Source organism: Caulobacter sp. P1_B12_2, from assembly GCF_056406675.1.
In genome coordinates, this window is record NZ_JBFTZS010000004.1 from 1 (window position 1) to 20,978 (window position 20,978).

A 20,978-nucleotide genomic window follows, 5' to 3' on the forward strand; every position below is an offset into this window, starting at 1 on the left:
GTGGTAGCTGACGCTCTCGGCGGCCAGCAGTTCCTCGCGGCCCACCTTGCCCTCGGCGTAGAGGGCGCGGATGCGGGCCTTTTCCGAGTTGGGCAGACCCGAGGTCATCGGGCCGGCCGGCACGAACATCGCCGGCAGGTGGCTGAAGGTCAGGGCGCCGATCAGCAGGCCCGGCACGATCTTGTCGCAGACGCCCAGATACAGCGCGCCGTCGAAGGCGTCGTGGGTCAGGGCGATGCCCGTGGCCATGGCGATCACGTCGCGCGAGAACAGCGACAGCTCCATGCCCGGCCGCCCCTGGGTGACGCCGTCGCACATGGCCGGAACGCCGCCGGCGAACTGGGCGGTGGCCCCGACCTCGCGCGCGGCGTCCTTGATCAGCGCCGGATACTCTTCCAGCGGCTGGTGGGCCGACAGCATGTCGTTATAGGCCGACACGATGCCCAGGTTGGGGGCGTTGACGTCCAGGGCGCGGATCTTGTCCACCGCCGGCGAGGCGGCGAAGGCGTGGGCCCAGTTGGCGCAGGACAGCTTGGCGCGGCCGGGTTGAGCGGCCGCCGCCGCGTCGAGATTGGCCAGGTAGGTGGCGCGCGTGTCGCGGCTGCGCTCGATGATCCGCGCGGTGACTTCGGCGATGACGGGATGCAGGGCCATGGTGTTACTCCGCCCACAGGATACGGACCGGGGCGCGGTCCTGGTTCAAAATCGCGGCGATCGGCAAGCTTTGATCGACCGGACCTTCGAGCAACGTCTTCTTGGCGCCGCCGGTGATCAGCAGGACGATCAGCGACGACTGGATCAACGCCTGGAAGGTCAGGCTGATCCGGGGCAGGTCCGGCGCCGGCTGGCCGGGCGGAACCGAGATCACGCTGCGCTTGGACTTGGGGTCCAGCCCTTCGGCCAGCTTCGGGTTGCCCGGGAACAGCGACGCGAAGTGGCCGTCCGGGCCGACGCCCAGCAGGGTGACGCCGAACGGCAGCGCCTTGGCGACGCCGGCCTCGGCCCTGGCCGCGACCTCGTCCTGGGCCACGCCGTCGAAATAGAGCGGCGCGAAGCCGGCCTTGGCCGCCTCCCCTTGCAGCAGATGCCGGCGAACCAGGCCTTCGTTGCTGCTGGGGTCGGACGACGGCACGAAGCGCTCGTCGGTCAGGGTGACCACGACCTTGTCCCAGGGCACGGTCATCGTCGACAAGCGATCATAGACCGGCGCGGGCGTCGAACCGCCCGTGGCCGCGAAGCCGGCCTGGCCGCGCTTGGCCACCGCGTCGGTCAGAGCCGAGGCCACGACGGAGGCGGCGGCGTCGTACAGGGCCTCGCGGGTGGCGAAGGCCTCGATCTTGGGGAGGGTCATGGTCGCCATGCCTACTCGTTCCAAGCCCGGCCTTGGGGCGAGATCAGCGCCGTGGCGCTGTGCGGACCCCAGGTGCCGGCGGCGTAGGGTGCGGGCTCGATCTTGGCCTCGGCCCAGGCGGCCGATACGCCGTCCAYGAACTTCCAGGCCTGCTCCACCTCGTCACGCCGCACGAACAGGGTGCGGTCGCCGCGGAACACGTCCAGCAGCAGCTTCTCGTAAGCGATCCGCCGACGGTTGCCCGGGGCGCTCATGGCCAGGGACAGCGGCAAGGACTGCAGGCGCATGCCCTCCTCCGACAGGCCCGGACGCTTGGTCATCACGGTCAGCGAGATGTCCTCGTCCGGCTGCAGGTCGATGACCAGGCGGTTGGCCTTGGTCTCGCCCTGGGCGGCGGCGCCGAAGATGTTGTGCGGCACCGGCTTGAACTGCACGACGATCTGAGTGCGGCGGTCAGGCAGGTTCTTGCCGGTGCGCAGGAAAAACGGCACGCCGGCCCAGCGCCAGTTGTCGATATCAACCTTCATGGCCACGAAGGTCTCGGTCTTCGAGCCCTTGCCGACCTCTTCCAGATAGCCCTCGCGCGCCGTGCCCTCGACCACGCCCGGCACATACTGGCCGCGCACGGTGTCGTGGGCGACATTGGCCTTGGTGAAGGGACGCAGAGACCGCAGCACCTTGACCTTCTCGTCGCGGACGGCGWCGGGATCGAAGCCCGACGGAGCCTCCATGGCGACCAGGCACAGCAGCTGCAGCAGGTGGTTCTGCAGCATGTCGCGCAGGGCGCCGTACTCGTCGTAATAGGGCCAGCGTTCGCCGACCTTCTCGGTCTCGGCGATGGTGATCTGCACGTGGTCGATGTGCTTGTTGTCCCACAGGGGTTCGAACAGCACGTTGCCGAAGCGCAGGGCGGTCAGGTTCTGGACGGTCTCCTTGCCCAGATAGTGGTCGATGCGGAAGATCTGGCTCTCGTCGACCACCGCGCCGACCGCGCCGTTGATGACGCACGAACTGGCGAAATCCTTGCCGATCGGCTTTTCCAGAACCAGGCGCGTCCTGGGGCCGGTCAAGCCTGCCGACTGCAGGGCGGTGCAGACCGGGCCGTAGAGGCTGGGCGACAGGGCGAAATAGACGACGAGGTCGCCGTGCTTGCCGACCTTCTCGGCCAGGGCCTTGGCGCCCTCTTCCTTGGTGATGTCGACGGACAGGTAATCCAGGCGGGCCGCCAGGCGATTCCACGCTGATTCCTCGACGGAGGCCCGCTTGCCCAGTTGCTCGCGCACCAGCTTGCGATAGCCGTCGGCGTCATGGTCGTGGCGGGCCAGGCCGATGATCCGCAGGTCATGCGGCAGCAAGCGGTCGACTTCGAGAAAGTACAGCGAAGGCAACAGCATGCGCAGCGCCAGATCGCCCGCGCCGCCCAGCAGCACCAGCACTTCTCGACCCGCTTGGTCGGCGTTCGTCTCTTTGGTCAATGCTTCCACCCTATGACAACGTTGTCATGACACGCCCGTCAGAGCAATGCAAGCAGGCCCGAGAACGTCTCGTGTCGACGTCCCGACAGGACCGCTCGCGCGGCGTCTAACTAAGGGGTTTGGGGCGGCGCCGCCAGAAGACCAATCGCTTTTCCCGCGCGAAGGTTCACCTCTGTACGGGTCAAACGCGGCCATCCTCGCAAGGGGCGACCTTTTGGGCGGGATGAGACGGCAGAATCATCCCGACTCGCGATCCAACGCGGCCGCCGACTAGGCGCCCTTGTTGCTCGCCTGAGCCCGGAAGCGGTCCTTCATCTTGGCCACCCAGCCGTTGAAGGCTTCGTTGTCGGCGGTGACCTTGCTGAAGTCGGTGCTGGACAGGGCGCCCGGATCGGCGCCGGCCAGGGCCACGCGCAGGCCGTCGGGACTGCGGGCGCCGTCGACGAAACCGCCATAGCGCTGGCGCAGGCGGCCCAGCGAGGCGTCGTCGTCGGCCAGGCTGAACGCCACGGCCGCGCGCAGCAGCTTGGACTCGTCGGCGGGGTTGAGGATCCCCGGCGTCTTCCAGCGATCGGCCAGGGCGCGTTCGTAGAGGGCGCCGGCCTGAGGCCAAGTGTGCTGCTTCCAGGCGATCTCGGCGCGGACGTCCTCGGCGTCGCGGCTCTTGTCGGCCTCGATCACCTCCAGCGCCGCGTCGGTACGGCCCAGGCCCATCAGGGCGCGGGCGGTGGCCAGGCGGCGTTCGGCGTTGAGAGCCGGCGGCAGGATCGTGGTGCGGGTGGCGTTGATGGTGTCCAGCGCGCTCTCGGGCTTTCGGTCCATCAGGTAGATCCAGGCCAGGTCGGTGGCCACCTGGGCCTTGGGCACGCCGTTCAGGCGGTTGTCAACCTGGTACTTCAGCAGCTTGGCGGCCTCGTCCAGCAGGTCGACGTCGACCAGTCGGCGGACCAGATTACGGACCATCTGGTCGCCGTCGGCGCCGATCGGGGTCAGGTCCTGGAAGTCGTAGAACAGGCCCACGGCCTGGATCGGCTGCATGCCGTCGGCCAGACCGTCGAGGAACAGGGTCCGGAAGGCGCCGTTCAGGTCGTTGCGCAGCGCCACGGCCTGCGGCAGGTCAGACTGCACGTTGTTGGCCGAGTGCAACACCTCCAGCGCCTCGCGATAGCGGCCCTGCTTGATCTGCAGCTGGCCCAGCGCGCGGATGGTGTCCAGCTCGACTCCGTCGCCGCGCCAGCGGAAGCGCAGGGCGTCCAGGCCCTTGGCGGCGATGTCGGCGCTGATCTGGTTCTTGGCGAGGCGCAGCTGGATGGCGCGCAGGGTGGCCGGCGCGGCCAGGCGGTCGATGCCGCACTTGGAAATCGCCTGGTACATCGGCAGAGCGCGGGAGTCGTTCTTGGCTTCGAAGGCCTTGGCCAGCGTCAGACGCAGCTCCAGCTGATCCTCGACCGGGATGTTCGGCAGCTTCAGGGCCTGGTTGATCACGCGAATGGCGGTCTCGAGCGCGCCGACGCCGACCGCCGCCTCGGCCTGGGCGCCCAGGAAGCGGGCCTGCCACAGGGCTGGGAACATGTTGAGAGCGCGCGCGCCTTCGGCGAACCGCTGGTTGGCGTCGGTCCACTGGCCGGTCTTGCTGGCGATATAGCCGCGCCACATCGCGGCGGAGGGATCGTCGGACAGCACGGGCGAAGCAAAGTCGGTCTCGGCCTCGGCATAGCGATGCGCCAGCACCTTGGCGACGCCGCGCAGGCCGCGGAACTCGCCGTCGCCCATCAGGCTCTGGTGGGCCCGTCCGGCGGCGTTGAGCACGCCGATCGCCTCGAACGACAGGTTGGAGCCGACTAGGAAGCGGGCCAGAGCCATGCGGGCGGCCGTGTCGTCGCCCTTGCCGTCGGCGCCGCCGGCCGCGGGAACCGCGCCCAGCAGGGCGTCGTAGCGGGCCATGAAGCCGCCGGATCCGAGCTTGGACCAGTGCTCGGGATCGATCAGCGCCGGCATGGCCATGGCCTGGGGCGCGCCGGCCCCGGCGTCGGCCTGGGCCTGGCCGCTGGATGTCGAGGAGAGGAGCAGGCCCTTGGGACGGCCGAGGTGGACGATGTCGCCCTGGGCGCTCATCTGCAGATCACCGGAATAGCTTTCGACCGCCAGACCGGTGGCCGACTGCAACAGCGCCATCTCGACATAGTCGCGGCGCGACGGCAGGCCCTTGGACGGGGCCAGGGCGGTGGCGACGGCGATCCGGTCGCCGACCGCGGGGTCGCCGACCCAGACGATCCTGGTCGTGCCGGCGACGTTGGCGGTCAGGGTGGCGGGGACGACGTTGTCGTCGCGGGCCACGCGGATCAGGTCGGGCGCGTCCTGGACGCCCGCGCCCAGGGCGATGGTCCAGTTGGAGCCGACTCCGTCGGCATAGAACGGCGCGCCCTGCGGGGTGCTGATGCGCAGCGCCGCGTAGTCGGGACCCTTGAAGACCTGGATGTTGCGGTACTGCGCCGTGCTGGCGGGCAGCTTGCCGATATCCAGCCGGGCCGGGGCGTCGAACACCACCCAGACCGCCTCGCCGCGCCGGAACACGGCGGCGCCGGCCGGGTTGGCCCACTCGAAGCTGAGCTGGACCTGACCGGAGACCTTCTCCAGCTTGACCGGGACCACGCCGTTGGCCGGCATGGGGTTCGGCCGCTGGGCGACCACCGCCGCCTGGGCGGGAGCCGGAGCGGTGTCCTGGCGGATGAACAGATTGATGAAGTCGTCGCCGTCGGCGTTGCCGGCCCGGAAATCGGCGTCGTCGCTCAGCGCGACCACGATCTCGACCACGCCGCCGACGTGGCGCGCCTGAGCGCCCTTCACCAGGCGGGGCGGACCGACGTTCAGCCCCRAAAGATTGGGATTGGCGTCGCGCGGGAAGCGCAGCACGACGGCCGTCCCCTCGCGACGGGCCTGCATGCCGCGCGAACCGGGGAATTCCAGCCGCGTGAAGTCGGGCGCCTGGGCGATGCGGACCTGCAGACCGGCCGAGGCGGCGGGCGGCGTGGCGGCGGCTTTGCGCGGCGCGGGCTTGTGCTGGGCGGACTTTTTTGAAGCGTGACGCGGCGCGGCCGAGATCGACACCGACGGGGTCGCGACCCCGAGGATGCAGATCGCCGCGACGGCCGACCTCAGTATCGCCCCCAGCTTCATGCCCCCGCTTCGCTCCTGTCCTAGCCGGCTTTCTTGGCGCCGGCCGGGCTCGCGCCGGCCAGCGGCGCGGCCGCGGCCTGGGCCGAAGTGTCGGCGGCGGGCTTGTCGGCGGCGGCCAGGGCGGCGCGCTGCTTGGCGATGGCTTCGGACGACAGGCGGTTGGCCAGGCGCTCGGTCAGGATCTTGGCGTCGTTCGGCGACATGTTGGCCAGGATCATGCTGAGCGTGCGCTCCTTCATCCTGGACGCGATCGGCAGGCGCACGGAGTCGTCGAGCACGCTCATGCGAGCGGCGGCGTCCTTGGGCTTCATGGCCGAATAGACGGTCACCATGCGCAGGGACTCGGCTTCCTTCTGGGTGTCGGCCTGGCCCAGCAGGCCCTGGATCTCGCCCTTCATGCCGTTCAGCGCCTTCATCTTGGCGTCGAGCTTGCCCTCGGCGGCGGCCAGCAGCTGCAGCTGGACGTCGATATCCTGCTCGCGCTGATCCAGTTGGCCGCGACGCTGGCCCAGGCTCTGCAGCACGCGCAGTTCAGCCGGCGACAGGCCGGCTTCCTTGGCCAGGTCGCTGGCCGAGGGGGCGCAGATGCGCGGCGGCGCGGCTTTGGCGGCTGCGTCCTTGCCCTCGTCGGCGGCCGAAGCCGCCTTCTCGGCGTCAGTCTTGGTCACGCCCTCGGCGAACGCCTTGGCGCCGCTCAGCATGTCCGGCATGGATTTCGCGCCGGCCAGGGCGTTGACAGCCAGCACGCCGACGACGGTCACCCCGATGATCGGCAGGATGCGCGGAATATTTTTCATCGACGGCCCCTAAAGGTCGAACCGGGGCGCGGCGGATCTTCCGGGCCCTCGAACAAGTCATCATCCACCCGCGCCCGTGAACGCGGAGTTTCCTTTGGCCCAGAAGCCCGGCCGGCGGAAGGTGGCGGTGCGTCGCGGGGAATGCGCGACTCGCGCTCCAGCAGCTTCTCGAAGTCCTCGGCCCGCAGGCGGCGCTGGGCCTCCGGCGAAGGCTCCGGCTCGGATGCGCGCAAGGGACGCGGGGCGGCGCGTGGCTCGGTCGCACGCGGCTCGACGCCGGGGCGGGCGGACGGCGGCGGAGTGACCATAGGCCGGTCCAGGCGCTCGTCCAGCTGAGCGGCCAGGGCCTGAGCCCTGGAGATTCGGTCGGCCAGGGTGTCGGCGGCCTCGTCGGTCGCGGCGCGCAGGTCGGCCAGCCCTTGCTCGGCGCGCATGGCGGCGCGGTCGAGATCGGCCACGGCCTTGGCGAAGCCCTCGTGGCTGTCGCGCAAGGCTTTCAGGCGGCGCTCCAGGCGCACGCCGAAGGCCAGGGCGATCAGCAGCAGGATCGCCAGCAGACCGTTGAGGGCGATGGCCGTCAGACTCATTTCAGCTTCTGAACCGCTTTCTTGGCCGCCATGCTCAGCGGCGCGTCGGCGCGCACGGCGATCGAGTGGTTGCGGCGGCCCATGCGTCCGCGGGTGAGCGGGATGGATCCGGCGCGAAGCTCCACCGGGCTGTCGGGCGTGGCGTTGAGCATCAGGGTGTCGCCCACCTTCAGGTCCAGCACCTTGGAGAGGGGCAGTTGCTGTTCGTCGAGCACGGCGCGCACCTCCATCTGTGTGGTCCAGAGTTCGGTGGCCAAGTGGCCTTCCCAGATATTGTCGCGACCGAACTTCTCGCCCATGAACTGCTGCAGCAGCATCTTCCGGATGGGTTCGAGGGTCGCATAGGGCAGCAGAAGCTCGATTCTGCCGCCGCGGTCTTCCATGTCGATCCGAAGCTTCACAAGAATCGCGGCGTTGGCCGGGCGAGCGATGGCGGCGAAGCGCGGATTGGTCTCCAGGCGGTCCAGGCTGAAGGACACCGGATGCAGCGGCTCGAAGGCCGCCTTGGCGTCGTGCAGCACCACCTCGACCATCCGCTGCACCAGCACCCGCTCGATGGTGGTGTAGGGACGGCCCTCGATGCGCATGGCCGCGGTGCCGCGACGGCCGCCCAGCAGCACGTCGACGATCGAGTAGATCAGATTGGAGTCGACGGTCAGCAGGCCGTAGTTGTCCAGCTCCTCGGCCCGGAACACCGCCAGGATGGCCGGCAGCGGGATCGAGTTCAGATAGTCGCCGAAACGGATCGAGCTGATGTTGTCGAGGCTGACCTCGACGTTGTCGGAGGTGAAGTTCCGCAAGGAGGTCGTCATCAACCGCACCAGGCGGTCGAAGACGATTTCCAGCATCGGCAGGCGCTCGTACGAGACCAGGGCCGAGTTGATGATCGCGCGGATGCCGGTGCGGTCGTCATTGCCGTCGCCGGACATGTCGAAGCCCAGCAGGCTGTCGATCTCGTCCTGGTTCAGGATGCGCTCGGCGCCCATGCCGTCGCCGCCGCCGTCGTCCCAGCCGCCCATGCCGCCGCTGAAGTCGCCGAACTGGTTGTCGCCCACGCCGCCGCCGTCGGCGGGCGGGTTTTCCGAAGCCCATTGGGCCATCGCGGCCTGATCGTCGATTTCGTCAGCCATGTCGGTTCGCCTCAACCAGCCCGAGGGCTAGTTGATCAGCATCTCCTCGATCAGCACCGCGTTCACCTTGGAGGGCGCGGCGACCAGATTAACGCGACGCAGCAGCTCGGCGCGCAACTGATAGCTGCCCTGGCTGCCGTTGAGGTCTTCCGGACGCAGTTCGCGCAGGAAGGTCTGGAACATGTCCTGCAGACGCGGGAGGTTCGGCGTCAGATGCTCGGCCGTCTCCTCGTCGGGCAGTTCGAAGGTGAGCTTCAGCTTCAGGAACGTCGAGCGGCCGTCGGCGGCCTGCATGTTCACGACGATGTCCGGCAGGGTGTAGAACACCACGCCGTCGGGGCCCTCCTTGATCACCGGCGCGCCGGCCACGGGCGCGGCCTCGCCGCCGCCGCCATGGCCGCCCTTCTTCTCTTCCTTCTTTTCTTTCTTCTTCGGCTTCTCGTGGCCCGCTTCGCCATGCGCCTCGGGCTTGGGCTTCAGAAGCAGGAACGTTGTCACGCCGCCGCCGACCAGCACGACAGCCGCCGCGGCCGCGATGATGATCATCATCGGCGGCTTCTTTTTCGCAGGAGCTTCGCCCTCGACAACGCCCTCTTCGCCTTCGGGGGCGGGAGCATCCTTGGGGGGTTTGTTGGCCACGCGCGCGGTTCCTTGGAATCTATGGATCTAGTCATGCGTGGAGCATGGTTAACGATGTCTTTTGAAGGCCATTTCGCCGCAGGCTGAATCTGCCCGGCAGACTCCGTCACCGAAGGCGCGTTAACCTTCCTCTTTGTTGAAATCACTCATCTTTTCAAGTTGGCACGAGGGTTGCTAGCAGACTTGCGGCGCATTTGTCGCGCCAGCCGTCTCGGTAACCGGTCATGGACAACGCACTGTATGTGGGACTTTCGCGGCAGATGACTCTGCGCCGCGAACTCGACATCGTGGCCAACAACATCGCCAACATGAACACGACCGGCTTCAAGGTCGAGAAGTTGATGGTCCGCACGGAACCGGCCAAGCCGGCCCGCACCAACGGCGGCTCCTATCCCGTGAAGTTCGTGCTGGACGACCATGTGGCGCGTGACTTCGGCCAGGGCGCCCTGACCAAGACCGGCGGCGATTTCGACCTGGCCCTGGAAGGCCAGGGCTTCTTCAAGGTCTCCACCGGCGACGGCGAGCGCTACACTCGCGACGGCAGCTTCACCATGACCCCCGACGGCAAGCTSGTCACCCAGAACGGCAATTCCGTGCTGGACGAAGGCGGCGGCGAAATCGTCATGGACCCGCTGAAGGGCCCGGTCACTATCGCTCGCGACGGCACGGTCAGCCAAGGCGCGGAGCTGCTGGGCAAGATCGCCGTGGTTCGCCCCACCGATCTGGCCGCGTTCCRCAAGGACGGCGACAACCTCTATCGCAACACCACCAACGACACGCCCCAGGCCGCGCCGAACGCCGCGATCCACCAGGGCATGCTGGAAGCCTCCAACGTCCAATCGATCACCCAGATCACCAAGCTGATCGAAGTCAGCCGCGCCTACGAGAGCGTGTCCAAGATGATGGATCAAACCTCGGAACTGTCCCGGAGCGCCGTCGAGCGCCTGGGCAAGCCGCAGTAAGGATAATTCACGATGCAAGCTCTTCGCACCGCCGCGACCGGCATGTCGGCCCAACAGCTGAACGTCGAAGTCATCTCGAACAACATCGCCAACATGAACACCGTGGGCTTCAAGCGCCAACGGGCCGAGTTCCAGGATCTGATCTACCAGACCATCGAGCGCGCCGGCGCGCAGTCGTCAAGCGACGGCAATGTCGTGCCCACGGGCGTGCAGATCGGCGGCGGCGTGAAGGCCGGTTCGGTCTACCGCATCCACGAGCAGGGCACCCCGTCCATGACGAACAATGAGTTCGACGTGGCCATCCAGGGCAAGGGCTTCCTGCAGATCCTGCTGCCCTCGGGCGAGACGGCCTACACCCGGGCCGGCAACTTCTCGACCAATGACCAGGGCCAGATCGTCACCGAGGACGGCTACACCGTCCAGCCGGGCATCACCATTCCGCAGAACGCCACCTCCACAACCATCAGCAAGACCGGCCTGGTGCAGGTGAAGATGGAAGGCGATCCCGTTCCCCAGACGGTGGGTCAGCTGGAACTGGCCAACTTCATGAACGAAGGCGGCCTGGAAGCCATCGGCGACAACCTGTTCATGGAAACCGCCGCCTCGGGCGCCGCCAACATCGCCGCCCCTGGCCAGCCCGGCTTCGGCACCCTGCTGCAGAACTACACCGAAGCCTCGAACGTCGACTCGGTCAGCGAAATCACCGCCCTGATCGTGGCCCAGCGCGCTTACGAGATGAACTCCAAGGTCATCACCACGGCCGACCAGATGCTTCAAACCACCTCGAACCTGAGGTCGTAAGCTCATGAAAATCTTCGCTCTTTCCCTGGCGGCCCTGCTGATCGCCACCCCGGCCCTGGCCGGCACGAGCGTCTCGCTGCGGTCCGACACCACCGACGCCGACGGCCGCATCACCCTGGGCGAGCTGTTCGACGGCGCCGGCGCGGCTTCGGACGTGGTGGTCGCCACCCGCATGGGCTCCTCGGCGGTGCTCGACGCCGGCGCGATCCAGATCGCCGCCCGCCGGGCCGGCCTGGACTGGTCCAACGCCAACGGGGTGCGCCGGATCATCGTCCGCCAGGGCTCCGACAGCGGCCTGGCCGGCGGTTCGGCCGGCGCCTCGCGCGGCAATGTGGAAGTTCTTGCCTACGCCCGCAGCCTGGCGACCGGCGAATTGGTCCAGCCGGAAGATCTGGTCTGGGTGAAAATGGCCGCCAGCCCGTCCGACGCCCCGCGCGACGCCGACGCGGTGATCGGCATGACTGTCAAACGCCCGCTGCGCCAGGGTTCGGCCGCCAGCCTGCGCGACGTCTCGACCCCGCAGGTCATCAAGGCGGGCGATATCGTCGCAGTCACCTACGAGGACACCGGCGTGGCGCTCACCTTGCAAGGGAAAGCAATGGCGGCGGCGGCCATCGGCGAAAGCCTGATGGTCCAGAACACCGCCAGCAAGAAGATCATCGAGACCGTGGTCACCGGACCCGGCTCGACCGCCGTCGGCCCACAGGCGATGCGCCTGAAGGCCAACCGTAACAACACGCTGCGCTACGCCGCTCGCTGAGAAGGTCACACCTGATGCGCCCCGTCCTCGCCGCTCTTCTGCTGCTCGCCCCGCTCGCCGCCTGCTCGACCGTCACCGAAGCGGTGAAGGGTCCTGACCTGGCTCCCGTCGGCTATCCGGCCCAACTGGCGCCGATGACCCAGCAATACTCCGTCCAGCCTCAGGCCGCCTCGGCCAACTCGCTGTGGCGCACCGGCGCGCGCACCTTCTTCAACGACCAGCGGGCCAGCAAGGTCGGCGACATCGTGACCGTCAACATCGACATCGACGACAGCGCCAACACCAAGAACCAGACCTCGTCCTCGCGCGCCTCGAACAGCAACCTGGGCGTGCCCAACTTCCTGGGCCTGGAATCCAGCCTCGGGAAGGTGCTGCCGGGCGCCTTCGATCCGGCCAACATGATCAACACCAAGTCGGGCTCGTCCAACGCTGGGGCCGGCGCGGTGAACCGCTCGGAAAAGATCAGCCTGACCATCGCCGCCGTCGTCTCGGGCGTGATGCCCAACGGCAATCTGGTCATCCAGGGCACCCAGGAAGTGCGCACCAACGCCGAGGTGCGCCAACTGACCGTGGCCGGCATCGTGCGCCCCGAGGACATCTCGTCGGCCAACACGATCAAGCACACCCAGATCGCCGAAGCCCGCATCAGCTACGGCGGCCGCGGCGACATCAGCCGCGTCCAGAAAACCCCGGGCGGCCAGGCGCTGGTCGAGAAATTCTCGCCGTTCTAAGGACTTGGGTCCGCTCATCCGAGCGGGCGCCTTGATCGGGCGGGCGCGCGGGACCAGATTACGTTGCGTCACAGCGTTCGCCCGGACTTCCCGGGCCTCGATCCGGAGCCGACCTCATGAGCCAGCGCGCACGCGCCTTTTCCGCCCTGGTCGGCGCCGCCCTGCTGGCGACCGCCCTGCCCGTCATCGCCCAAGCTCAGCCGTTCAGCGGGCCGATGGGCGTGACCGGACGCTGGGCGATCGACCTCCCGCGCTCGAAGTTCAACACCGCCCTTACCGGCCCGCCGCCGCTGAGCGGCGAGCTCGACGTCACCATCGACAACGGCAAGAGCCTGGCCTGGACCCTGGTCGAGGTGGACGAGGCCGGCGTGGCCGCCCTGCAGTTCGCCCACGCCGTGCTCGACGGACCGACGACCGTCGCCGTGGTCAATCTGAACCTCGTAACCATCAGCGTGCAGCGCGTCGGCCAGGCCGCGGTGACCGTGACCACCCACGGCGCTCAGGGCTCGCGCCATCAGTCGATGAAGGTCACCCGCACCGATCCCGACACTCTGCTCGTCGAGCAGGACATCGACGGCCAGCCCGGCCCGCCGGACCAGACGCTGATTTTGACCCGGGTGAAGTGATCCTTCCCCTTGCGGGAGAGGGATTTAGCGGTAGCTCAGGCTCCAACTCATCGTCAGCGGACCCGACAAGGTCCGCGCCCCGCTCGCGCACTCCACCAGGCTCTGGAACGCGCCGGTCGGCGTGCGGTAGGCCTTTTCGTCCTTCAGCGGACGCGACTTGCAGCTCAGCCCGCTCACCTTGAAGCTCCGGACGTCGCCCTGGCCGTAGGTCGTGGCGCCGCCCTTGGCGCTAGGCGCGGCTGAGAACGACGCGAAGGACAGGTCCACGGCCTTCAAGGCCTGCCCGCCCTTGGGCGTGAAGACGTCGGTGCGGCTGATTTTGCCGGGCTCCAGGACGTAGGTCGTCTTGACGCTGAACCGGTCGTCGGCGAGCGGCCCGCTAGTTCCAAGCCTGTCCAGCTGGGTCTGCTCGTAGGTGATGATCGTCCGCGCCCCCTGCTCGGCCACCTTGACGTTCCGGGCGTAGGCCAGCGGCGTCAGGCGCGAGCCGTCGGCCAGGGTCAGGCGCGGCAGCAGTTGCGGGAACTCGCCGTCGGCGACGCCGGCCAGCATGCCGGGCGAGAACGGGATCGGATAATAGGGCGTGTTTTCGTGCTGGCTCTTGCCGCCGTTGATGATCGGCAGAGCGATGACGCGCCCCTTGTCACGCAGCGTCACCACCAGCCGGTCGTGCTCGCCGCGCGCGAACCAGGTGACCCGGCGCTTGGGCAGGGTGTCGAGCCAGGCCGCGTAACCGGTGTCGGGCGTCCTGTCCTTGAAGCCCAACTCGTTCCAGATCGCGCTGGTATAGATGTGCTGGCGCGCCAGGCTGAGGTTCTCGCCAAGGATCCGGTGCTTGCCCCGATACTCATCGGTGCGCCGGCCGTGCTCCCACAGGTTCACCGACCCCATCTTGGGATCGAACCAGAAGTCCATGTATCGGGCGGTGACGCGCGACGAGAAGGAGAAGGCCATGGCCTTCTCCTTCGGGGTCAGCACGTCCAGCTTGGCGGCCGCGGTCAGCACCTCGAGGAAGGCCGTCTCGCCGTAGGTCCCGATGCTGCGGCCGTATTCGAAGCCCTCGCCCCGCAGGTTCAGGCGGGGCAGCATCAGGTCGACCGACTTGCGCAGCCAGCCTTTGACCTCGGGCGTCGCCGCCATGCCGGCCTCGATCAGGCGGTGGCTGATCTCGCCGATCAGCAGCACGCTGTAGCGGTCGAACCGCCCTTCCCCGTCGGTCTCGTCGGCGAAGCCGTATTCGCCGGAATATTTGCGATAGTGGTCGAGCGTGCGCTCCAGCAGCGCCTCGCTGGCGGAGGCGTCCTCCCAGCCCAGTTGATAGCGCAGCCGCGCCACGCTGAAGGCCACGCCGTAATAGTTGTTGGGCAGATCGATCAGGGTCAGATCGTCGGCGCGTACGAACTTGCGCCAATCCAGCTTGGTCTTCAGCTTGGCCAGGGTCTCCGGCGACACCGCCTGCTCCAGCAGCCCGGCCTCCTGCAGCATGTGCAGGGCCTGGCAGTAATAATAGACGCCCCAGGTGTTGTTGGTGTCGTCCACCGTCATGTCGGCGATCTGGCGATAACCGGCCAGGTAGGTCGCGAACTTCGGGTCGTCGCGCGGGGTGTCGATCAGCAGATAGGCCAGGCCGATCGCCACCTTGCCGGGCAGGAACTTGTCGTCGGCGTCGAACACCCGGACGCCGTCCAGCGTCATGTCGCGCTTCTCGACCATCAGCTTGTCGAGCAGCACCGCCATCTGCGGCAGCAGCCGGGTCTCGACCGTTCGGTTCATCGGCGGAACGGTCGCATAGACCTGACCGCGCCCGCCCGGATCCGCGGCGGGGACGGCGGCCAGGGCCGATGACGCGAGCGCGCCGAAAGCGGCGGCCAGGAACAGACGTTTGCGGATGGATTTCAACGACATCGTTTCCCCGCCTTCGTCAGTCTTCAGCGGAGACGACTTCATTGTGTGGCGAGCCATCAGCTACCGCCGCCACCATCATTGTCAAGCCAATTGCAATTTAGGTCAGGCCAATCTGAAACGATTGGAAAGGTAGGATGTACCGTCCGCGCCGCCGTCAAACGGCGCGGACTAAAGCCTCACCAGTTGTACATGGTCCCGTCCTCCAGCCGGTTCACCGGCAGGTAGGCGCGCTTGTAGGGATATTGCTCGGCCAGGGCCTCATCGATATCGACGCCCAGGCCCGGCTGCTCGCCCGGATGCAGCATGCCGTCCTTGAAGCTGTAGGCGTGCGGGAACACCGCGTCGGTCTCGGGCGTGTGGCGCATGTATTCCTGCAGGCCGAAGTTCGGGATCGACATGTCGAAGTGCAGGGCTGCGGCCATGGTGATCGGCGACAGGTCGGTGGCGCCGTGGCAACCGGTGCGCACGTGATGAAGGTCGCAGAAGGCGGCGATCTTGCGCAGGTTGGTGATGCCGCCGGCGTGCAGGACGGTGGCCCGCAGATAGTCGATCAACTGCTCCTGGATCAGGATGTTGGCGTCCCAGACGTGGCTGAAGATCTCGCCCACGGCCAGCGGGGTGGTGGTGTGCTGGCGGATCAGGCGGAAGCCGGCCTGGTTCTCGGCGGGCACAGCGTCCTCCAGCCAGAACAGGCGATAGGGCTCCAGATCCTTGCCCAGGCGGCCCGCCTCGATCGGCGTCAGGCGGTGATGGACGTCGTGCAGCAGGTGGACGTCGTCGCCCAGCGCCTCGCGCGCGGCCTCGAACAGCTTGGGCGCGTGCTTCAGGTAGCGAGCCGTCGACCAGAGGTTCTCGGTGGGCAGGTTCCCGTCTGCCGGCTCGTAGAACAKCTTGTCSYYSGAGACGCCGTAGGTGCTGGSCAGGCCSGGCACGCCGGTCTGCAGGCGRATSGCCTTGTAGCCCAGGCCCTTGTACTTCACCGCCTCGGCGATGGTGTCCTCGATGGTCTCGCCGTTGGCGTGGCCGTAGACGGTGACGCCCTCGCGGCAAGCGCCGCCCAGCAGTTGGTACAGCGGCAGGCCCGCGACCTTGGCCTTGATGTCCCACAGCGCCATGTCGACGGCCGCCAGGGCGGTCATGCCCACCGGACCGCCGCGCCAGTAGGAGCCGCGGTAGAAGAACTGCCAGATGTCCTCGATGCGGTGGGCGTCACGGCCAATCAGGCAGGGAATCATGTGGTCGCGCAGGTAGCTGACCACCGCCATCTCGCGGCCGTTCAGCGTCGCATCGCCGACGCCGGTGACGCCGTCCGAGGTTGTGATCTTCAAGGTGACGAAGTTGCGCCCCGGGCAGGTGACGAGAACCTTGGCGTCGATAATCTTGAGCATGGAGTGTTGGTCTACCTGGGTCGCTTAAGTGGCCTGACCAATCCATAGACAAGATAATACAAATGCGCCAGTGCGACGTGGCGTCTTTCGCGACCATGCTCTAGTCTTGCTTCGGCCCCGCAATGCGCGCTGGGCGGGAAAGTCGCATGACCACGTCGACCGCAGAAACTCGAAAGCTCTACCAACAGGTCGCCAACGCGATCGCCGAATCGATCCGGGAAGGCGACTTTCAGGCCGGGCACCGCCTGCCGTCCGAGCGCGACCTGGCCGAAGAATACAAGGTCAGCCGGCCCACGGTGCGCGAGGCGATGATCGCGCTGGAAATCCGAGGCCTGGTCGAAGCGCGCCACGGCTCCGGCGTCTATGTCACCGAGGCCGCGCCGGTCGAGGTCCCCGCTCCCGAGCTGGACATCGGCGCCTTCGAGCTGACCGAGGCCCGTCGCCTGATCGAGGGCGAGTCCTGCGCCCTGGCCGCGACCACCATCACCGATCAGGAACTGATCGACCTGGAGCGCATCCTCGACGACATGGTCGAGGAGAACGAACACGACGTGCGCGGCGATCTGGCCGACCGCCGGTTCCACGTGACCATCGCCCGCGCCACCCGCAACAGCGCCCTGGTCACCGTGATCGAGAACCTCTGGGACCTGCGCTACAAGTCCCCGCTCTGCCGAGCGATGCTGGAGCGCGCCCGCCAGGTCGGCGTGCGGCCGCTGATCGACGACCACCAGGAAATCCTCAGCGCCTTGAAGGCCCGTGATCCCAAGGAAGCCCGCAACGCGATGCGCGAACACCTGGGCCGGGTGATCGACAATCTGCTGACCGCCACAGAGATCGACGCGATGCAGCAGGCCCGCAGCGAGGTCGCCGCCCGCCGCACCGAGCTGGCCCGGCGTTCCCTGATCTGACCGGGCGCTGATCTGACCCTCAAAATCCAGCGAATCGAAGCTTGAGGATGAGCGGCTGGAGGGAGGACTCCAGCCGCCCGTCGCCGACCGGCCCCGGGAGGAGGTGCGATGAAGGACAAGTTCATCGCGTAGGCCGACGATGTTCGCCGAACCTCAACCTAGCTCAGTCAGAGCACGATGCAAGACAATTGGCCTGACCATTAATCCTACATAATGCCGATTTGGCCAGGCCGATATGGTGCGTGGCGCAAAAACCGGCTCTACTGACTTGACCAACGACCAAAGCGACTTAGCACTGGCGGCGACGTGGCGGCATAGACCACGCGCCTCGGGGAAGAAGGACGCCATGCGCGCCAGCCTGATCATCGCCCTGGCCGCCCTGGCCCTGACCGCCGGCGGCGGCGCTGCGGCGTCCCCCGGACCCAAGCCGGCCAAACCCGTGTCCGATCGAGGAGCCATGGCGGTCCAGGCCTCTACGCTGGGCCGCAAGGTGGCGGCCTGGCAGCTCACCCACATGGACAATTTCGACTACACGCACGGCCATCGGGCCACGCCCGATCCGCGTGGCTGGGTGCAGGGCGCCCTGTTTGTCGGCCTGGCGGCCCTCGCCGAGCGCACCGGCGATCCCGCCCTGGTCCAGGCCGTTCGGGGCCACGGCCAGCGGCAGGGCTGGAACCTGGGCCGCCGTCCGCTGCACGCCGACGACCACGTGATCGGCCAAGCCTGGCTTTGGGTCTATCACCGCGATCACGATAAGGCCCAGATCGCGCCGTTGAAGGCGCGCTTCGACGCCATCCTGGCCGATCCGCCCCACGCCAGCCTGACCTTTCTCGAGGGGACCGAGGATCAGCCCTGCCAAGCCCGCTGGTGCTGGAGCGACGCCCTGTTCATGGGTCCCGCGACTTGGACCGGCCTGTCGCGCGCCACCGGCGACCCGCGCTACGCCGCCTATGGCGACAAGGAGTTCTGGGCCGCGACCGACTGGCTGCTCGACAAGCAAGAGGGCCTCTACTACCGCGACAGCCGCTATTTCGACCGCCACGACGACAAGGGCCGCAAGATCTTCTGGAGCCGGGGCAACGGCTGGGCCTATGCCGGCATCGTCGACATCCTCAAGACCCTGCCCGCCGAGCACCCCTCCCGGCCGCGCTACGAGGCGCTTTTCCGGCGGATGTCGGATCGGCTGCTGCCCCTGCAAAAGCCGGACGGCTACTGGCCCCCTTCCCTGCTGGCGCCCGAGCACACCCCGCCCGAGACCAGCGGCACCGGTTTCTTCGTCTACGGCCTGGCCTACGGCCTGAACCACGGGCTGCTGAAGGGGCCAAAATACGAGGCCGCCATGACCAAGGGGTGGAAGGCCCTGGCCGTCGCCGTCCAGCCCGACGGCAAGCTGGGCTGGGTCCAGCAGATCGGCTACGCGCCCGACCACGTCGAAGCCGACAACACCCAACTGTACGGGGTGGGCGCGTTTCTGCTGGCGGCGTCCGRGGTCCGGGCGCGATAGAACCCAACACAGAACCGAAGCGCCCGCCGCTTCGTTGAGACTTCGTTGTTCGTAGAGATTGGCATGGCCGAGACCGTCAACATCGTCTGCCCGCATTGCGACGCCACCAACCGCCTGCCGGCCGCGCGCGACGCCAAAGCGGCCAAGTGCGGACGCTGCGGCGAGCCCCTGTTCACCGGCCAGCCGATCGACCTGACCACCGCCCGCTTCCGCAAGCATGTCGCCAATAGCCAGATCCCGATCGTCGCCGACTTCTGGGCGGCCTGGTGTGGCCCCTGCAAGGCCATCGCCCCGATCTTCGCCCGTTCGACCGCCGAACTGGAGCCCCGCGCCCGGTTCGTGAAGGTCGATGTCGACGCCGAGCCGGCCCTGGCCCAGGCCTATGGCGTGCGCGGCATCCCGGCCCTGTTCCTGTTCAAGGACGGCAAGGTCGCCGCGAACCAGGCCGGCCTGCCCGATCCCGGCTTCTTCCGCCGCTGGCTGGACGAGCACGCGCCGGCCTAGGCTCTGGTCAAGCCGGAGCCCAAGGCCCAGTCTCGCGTTACCGTCTCGACGCAACGACGGAAGGGAGGCCGACGATGCCCAAAGCCCATCATGCCCTGTTGGCCCTCGCCCCCGCCGCCCTGCTGATCTCGGCGTGCGGCGGCGGCCCGGCCCTACCGCCCGAGCAAGGCTACGGCGCCAATCCCGCCCTCCCCGCCGCCAAGAAGCAGGCGTTCCCGGTGGTCAAGATCGCCCCGGCGGTCGGCTGGGCCGACGGCCAGACCCCGGACGCCGCGCCCGGCTTCGTCGCCACCGCCCTGGTCCGTGACCTCGACCATCCGCGCTGGCTGTATGTGCTGCCCAACGGGGACGTGCTGATCGCCGAGACCAACGCCCCGGCCAAGCCGGACGACGGCAAGGGCCTCAAGGGGTGGTTCCAGAAGATCATCATGGGCCGCGCCGGCGCCACCGTGCCCACGGCCAATCGCATCACCCTGGTGCGGGACGCCGACAACGACGGCACGCTGGAGGCGCGCACCACCTTTCTGTCCGGCCTGAACTCGCCGTTCGGCATGGCTCTGATCGGCGACACCCTCTACGTGGCCGACAGCGACGCCCTGCTGGCCTTCCCCTACCAGACCGGCCAGACCCAGATCACCGCCGCGCCCCGCAAGGTCGCCGACCTGCCGGCCGGACCGATCAACCACCACTGGACCAAGAACGTCATCGCCAGTCCGGACGGCTCGAAGCTGTATGTGACCGTCGGCTCCAACAGCAATGTCGGCGAGAACGGCATGGCCGCCGAGGCGCGGCGGGCCGGGATCCTGGAGATCGACCCGGCCACCGGCGCCAGCCGCGTGTTCGCCTCGGGCCTGCGCAATCCCAACGGCATGGGCTGGCAGCCGACCAGCGGCGCCCTGTGGACCAGCGTCAACGAACGCGACGAGATCGGCAACGACCTGGTCCCCGATTACATGACCTCGGTCAAGGACGGCGGCTTCTACGGCTGGCCCTACAGCTATTACGGCCAGACGGTGGACGCCCGCGTCAAACCCCAGCGGCCGGACCTGGTGGCCAAGGCGATCAAGCCGGACTACGCCCTGGGGGCCCATACCGCCTCGCTGGGCCTGACCTTCTACAACGCCGACGCCTTCCCGGCCCGCTACAAGGGCGGCGCCTTCGTCGGCCAGCACGGCTCGTGGAACCGCAAGCCGGTCAACGGCTATCGCGTGGTCTTCGTGCCGTTCACGGGCGGCATGCCGTCCGGCCCTGTCGAGCCGTTCCTGACGGGCTTCCTCGACCCCAAGGGCCAGGCCCTGGGCCGCCCTGTCGGGGTGGCGGTCGACAAGTCCGGCGCCCTGTTGGTGGCGGACGACGTCGGCAACGCCGTTTGGCGGGTGGCGGCCAACGCGCCGCCGCCGGGACCCGGCGCGGCCGCGCCCTAGGCCGGGAGAGCATCCTCCGTCCAGGATCGTCAGACGGGCATCGACGTGAGTTCACTGCATCTGGATTGATCGGTTCGCGCAAGACGTCGCCCGGCGTCGGCGTGTCACATGGTCAACGACGGCGCGCGGGTTTTAAAAAGGAGATCGGTCGCAGCTTCCAGTACCCAGGGATCACCATGAGCCTGTCCTTCCTCATCGGCGCCATCATCGGCTCCGGCGCCTTCATCCTGCTGGGCCGCGCTCCCGCGCAGAAGCTCGTCGAGGCCGTCCAGGCCCGCATCGGCAAGCCGCGCTAAACGCGATCRGAAG

Annotated in this window: 19 protein-coding genes; 9 read left to right on the forward strand and 10 right to left on the reverse strand. The window is 67.9% G+C overall.

Annotation, left to right across the window (positions count from 1 at the left end; genetic code table 11):
- The 8 genes from AC1DZ6_RS00455 to fliL form a co-directional block, all read right to left on the reverse strand.
- On the reverse strand, window positions 1-654 hold a 654-nt coding region (locus AC1DZ6_RS00455; protein WP_477095226.1), incomplete at its 3' end, for a dihydroxy-acid dehydratase domain-containing protein.
- A 4-nt stretch (window positions 655-658) separates the two neighbouring features.
- Window positions 659-1,351 (reverse strand): 6-phosphogluconolactonase, encoded by a 693-nt coding sequence (pgl, locus tag AC1DZ6_RS00460; RefSeq protein ID WP_477095251.1) that lies wholly within the window; start codon window positions 1,349-1,351, stop codon window positions 659-661.
- Between the two features lie 11 nt (window positions 1,352-1,362).
- Window positions 1,363-2,826 carry a glucose-6-phosphate dehydrogenase gene (gene zwf, locus AC1DZ6_RS00465; protein WP_477095227.1) on the reverse strand — a complete coding sequence of 488 codons (1,464 nt, stop codon included), beginning with the start codon at window positions 2,824-2,826 and terminating at the stop codon, window positions 1,363-1,365.
- Between the two features lie 270 nt (window positions 2,827-3,096).
- Window positions 3,097-6,003: a tetratricopeptide repeat protein gene (locus AC1DZ6_RS00470; RefSeq protein WP_477095228.1), complete on the reverse strand. Its 2,907-nt coding sequence runs from the start codon at window positions 6,001-6,003 to the stop codon at window positions 3,097-3,099.
- Window positions 6,004-6,023: 20 nt separating this feature from the next.
- Window positions 6,024-6,800, reverse strand: a complete 777-nt coding sequence (locus AC1DZ6_RS00475) for a MotE family protein (protein WP_477095229.1) — start codon at window positions 6,798-6,800, stop codon at window positions 6,024-6,026.
- Entirely contained in the window at window positions 6,797-7,387 is a 591-nt protein-coding gene (locus AC1DZ6_RS00480) for a DUF6468 domain-containing protein (RefSeq protein WP_477095230.1), read from the reverse strand. Before AC1DZ6_RS00480 ends, AC1DZ6_RS00475 begins: the two co-directional genes overlap by 4 nt.
- On the reverse strand, window positions 7,384-8,517 hold the full coding sequence (gene fliM, locus AC1DZ6_RS00485) for a flagellar motor switch protein FliM (protein WP_477095231.1): 1,134 nt from the start codon (window positions 8,515-8,517) through the stop codon (window positions 7,384-7,386). Before fliM ends, AC1DZ6_RS00480 begins: the two co-directional genes overlap by 4 nt.
- A 27-nt stretch (window positions 8,518-8,544) precedes the next feature.
- Entirely contained in the window at window positions 8,545-9,156 is a 612-nt protein-coding gene (gene fliL / locus AC1DZ6_RS00490; protein WP_477095232.1) for a flagellar basal body-associated protein FliL, read from the reverse strand.
- A gap of 224 nt (window positions 9,157-9,380) precedes the next feature.
- Here fliL and flgF point away from each other — a divergent pair, with 224 nt between their 5' ends.
- From flgF to AC1DZ6_RS00515, 5 genes are all read left to right on the forward strand, one after another.
- Window positions 9,381-10,118 carry a flagellar basal-body rod protein FlgF gene (gene flgF / locus AC1DZ6_RS00495; RefSeq protein WP_477095233.1) on the forward strand — a complete coding sequence of 246 codons (738 nt, stop codon included), beginning with the start codon at window positions 9,381-9,383 and terminating at the stop codon, window positions 10,116-10,118.
- A 12-nt stretch (window positions 10,119-10,130) separates the two neighbouring features.
- The gene (gene flgG, locus AC1DZ6_RS00500) at window positions 10,131-10,919 is read left to right on the forward strand and encodes a flagellar basal-body rod protein FlgG (RefSeq protein ID WP_477095234.1); all 789 of its coding nucleotides are present in this window, start codon (window positions 10,131-10,133) and stop codon (window positions 10,917-10,919) included.
- 4 nt (window positions 10,920-10,923) lie between these two features.
- A complete protein-coding gene (gene flgA / locus AC1DZ6_RS00505; protein WP_477095235.1) occupies window positions 10,924-11,679 on the forward strand; it encodes a flagellar basal body P-ring formation chaperone FlgA in 756 nt (251 codons plus the stop codon).
- A gap of 11 nt (window positions 11,680-11,690) precedes the next feature.
- Window positions 11,691-12,410 carry a flagellar basal body L-ring protein FlgH gene (flgH, locus tag AC1DZ6_RS00510; RefSeq protein ID WP_477095252.1) on the forward strand — a complete coding sequence of 240 codons (720 nt, stop codon included), beginning with the start codon at window positions 11,691-11,693 and terminating at the stop codon, window positions 12,408-12,410.
- A gap of 116 nt (window positions 12,411-12,526) precedes the next feature.
- Window positions 12,527-13,036: a hypothetical protein gene (locus AC1DZ6_RS00515; protein WP_477095236.1), complete on the forward strand. Its 510-nt coding sequence runs from the start codon at window positions 12,527-12,529 to the stop codon at window positions 13,034-13,036.
- A 24-nt stretch (window positions 13,037-13,060) separates the two neighbouring features.
- On the opposite strand, the gene AC1DZ6_RS00520 is transcribed toward AC1DZ6_RS00515, so the two are convergent.
- Both AC1DZ6_RS00520 and manD read right to left on the reverse strand, forming a co-directional pair.
- Entirely contained in the window at window positions 13,061-14,941 is a 1,881-nt protein-coding gene (locus AC1DZ6_RS00520) for a hypothetical protein (RefSeq protein ID WP_477095237.1), read from the reverse strand.
- Between the two features lie 176 nt (window positions 14,942-15,117).
- On the reverse strand, window positions 15,118-16,329 hold the full coding sequence (gene manD, locus AC1DZ6_RS00525) for a D-mannonate dehydratase ManD (protein ID WP_477095238.1): 1,212 nt from the start codon (window positions 16,327-16,329) through the stop codon (window positions 15,118-15,120).
- A gap of 146 nt (window positions 16,330-16,475) precedes the next feature.
- On the opposite strand from manD, the gene AC1DZ6_RS00530 reads away from it, so the two are divergent.
- From AC1DZ6_RS00530 to AC1DZ6_RS00545, 4 genes are all read left to right on the forward strand, one after another.
- Window positions 16,476-17,237: a FadR/GntR family transcriptional regulator gene (locus AC1DZ6_RS00530; protein ID WP_477095239.1), complete on the forward strand. Its 762-nt coding sequence runs from the start codon at window positions 16,476-16,478 to the stop codon at window positions 17,235-17,237.
- A 346-nt stretch (window positions 17,238-17,583) separates the two neighbouring features.
- Entirely contained in the window at window positions 17,584-18,741 is a 1,158-nt protein-coding gene (locus AC1DZ6_RS00535) for a glycoside hydrolase family 88/105 protein (protein WP_477095240.1), read from the forward strand.
- 63 nt (window positions 18,742-18,804) lie between these two features.
- Window positions 18,805-19,245, forward strand: coding sequence for a thioredoxin TrxC (trxC, locus tag AC1DZ6_RS00540; protein ID WP_477095241.1), 441 nt, complete (start codon window positions 18,805-18,807; stop codon window positions 19,243-19,245).
- A gap of 74 nt (window positions 19,246-19,319) precedes the next feature.
- Window positions 19,320-20,669, forward strand: a complete 1,350-nt coding sequence (locus AC1DZ6_RS00545) for a PQQ-dependent sugar dehydrogenase (protein WP_477095242.1) — start codon at window positions 19,320-19,322, stop codon at window positions 20,667-20,669.
- Window positions 20,670-20,978: the final 309 nt, after the last annotated feature.

Excerpts from the sequence above, each read along its gene's own strand:
- AC1DZ6_RS00530 (WP_477095239.1), top strand. The coding sequence starts at position 16,476 with ATGACCACGTCGACCGCAGAAACTCGAAAGCTCTACCAACAGGTCGCC.
- pgl (WP_477095251.1), bottom strand. The coding sequence starts at position 1,351 with ATGACCCTCCCCAAGATCGAGGCCTTCGCCACCCGCGAGGCCCTGTAC.
- fliM (WP_477095231.1), bottom strand. The coding sequence starts at position 8,517 with ATGGCTGACGAAATCGACGATCAGGCCGCGATGGCCCAATGGGCTTCG.
- AC1DZ6_RS00515 (WP_477095236.1), top strand. The coding sequence starts at position 12,527 with ATGAGCCAGCGCGCACGCGCCTTTTCCGCCCTGGTCGGCGCCGCCCTG.
- trxC (WP_477095241.1), top strand. The coding sequence starts at position 18,805 with ATGGCCGAGACCGTCAACATCGTCTGCCCGCATTGCGACGCCACCAAC.
- AC1DZ6_RS00520 (WP_477095237.1), bottom strand. The coding sequence starts at position 14,941 with ATGTCGTTGAAATCCATCCGCAAACGTCTGTTCCTGGCCGCCGCTTTC.
- AC1DZ6_RS00480 (WP_477095230.1), bottom strand. The coding sequence starts at position 7,387 with ATGAGTCTGACGGCCATCGCCCTCAACGGTCTGCTGGCGATCCTGCTG.
- AC1DZ6_RS00545 (WP_477095242.1), top strand. The coding sequence starts at position 19,320 with ATGCCCAAAGCCCATCATGCCCTGTTGGCCCTCGCCCCCGCCGCCCTG.
- AC1DZ6_RS00475 (WP_477095229.1), bottom strand. The coding sequence starts at position 6,800 with ATGAAAAATATTCCGCGCATCCTGCCGATCATCGGGGTGACCGTCGTC.
- flgA (WP_477095235.1), top strand. The coding sequence starts at position 10,924 with ATGAAAATCTTCGCTCTTTCCCTGGCGGCCCTGCTGATCGCCACCCCG.
- flgG (WP_477095234.1), top strand. The coding sequence starts at position 10,131 with ATGCAAGCTCTTCGCACCGCCGCGACCGGCATGTCGGCCCAACAGCTG.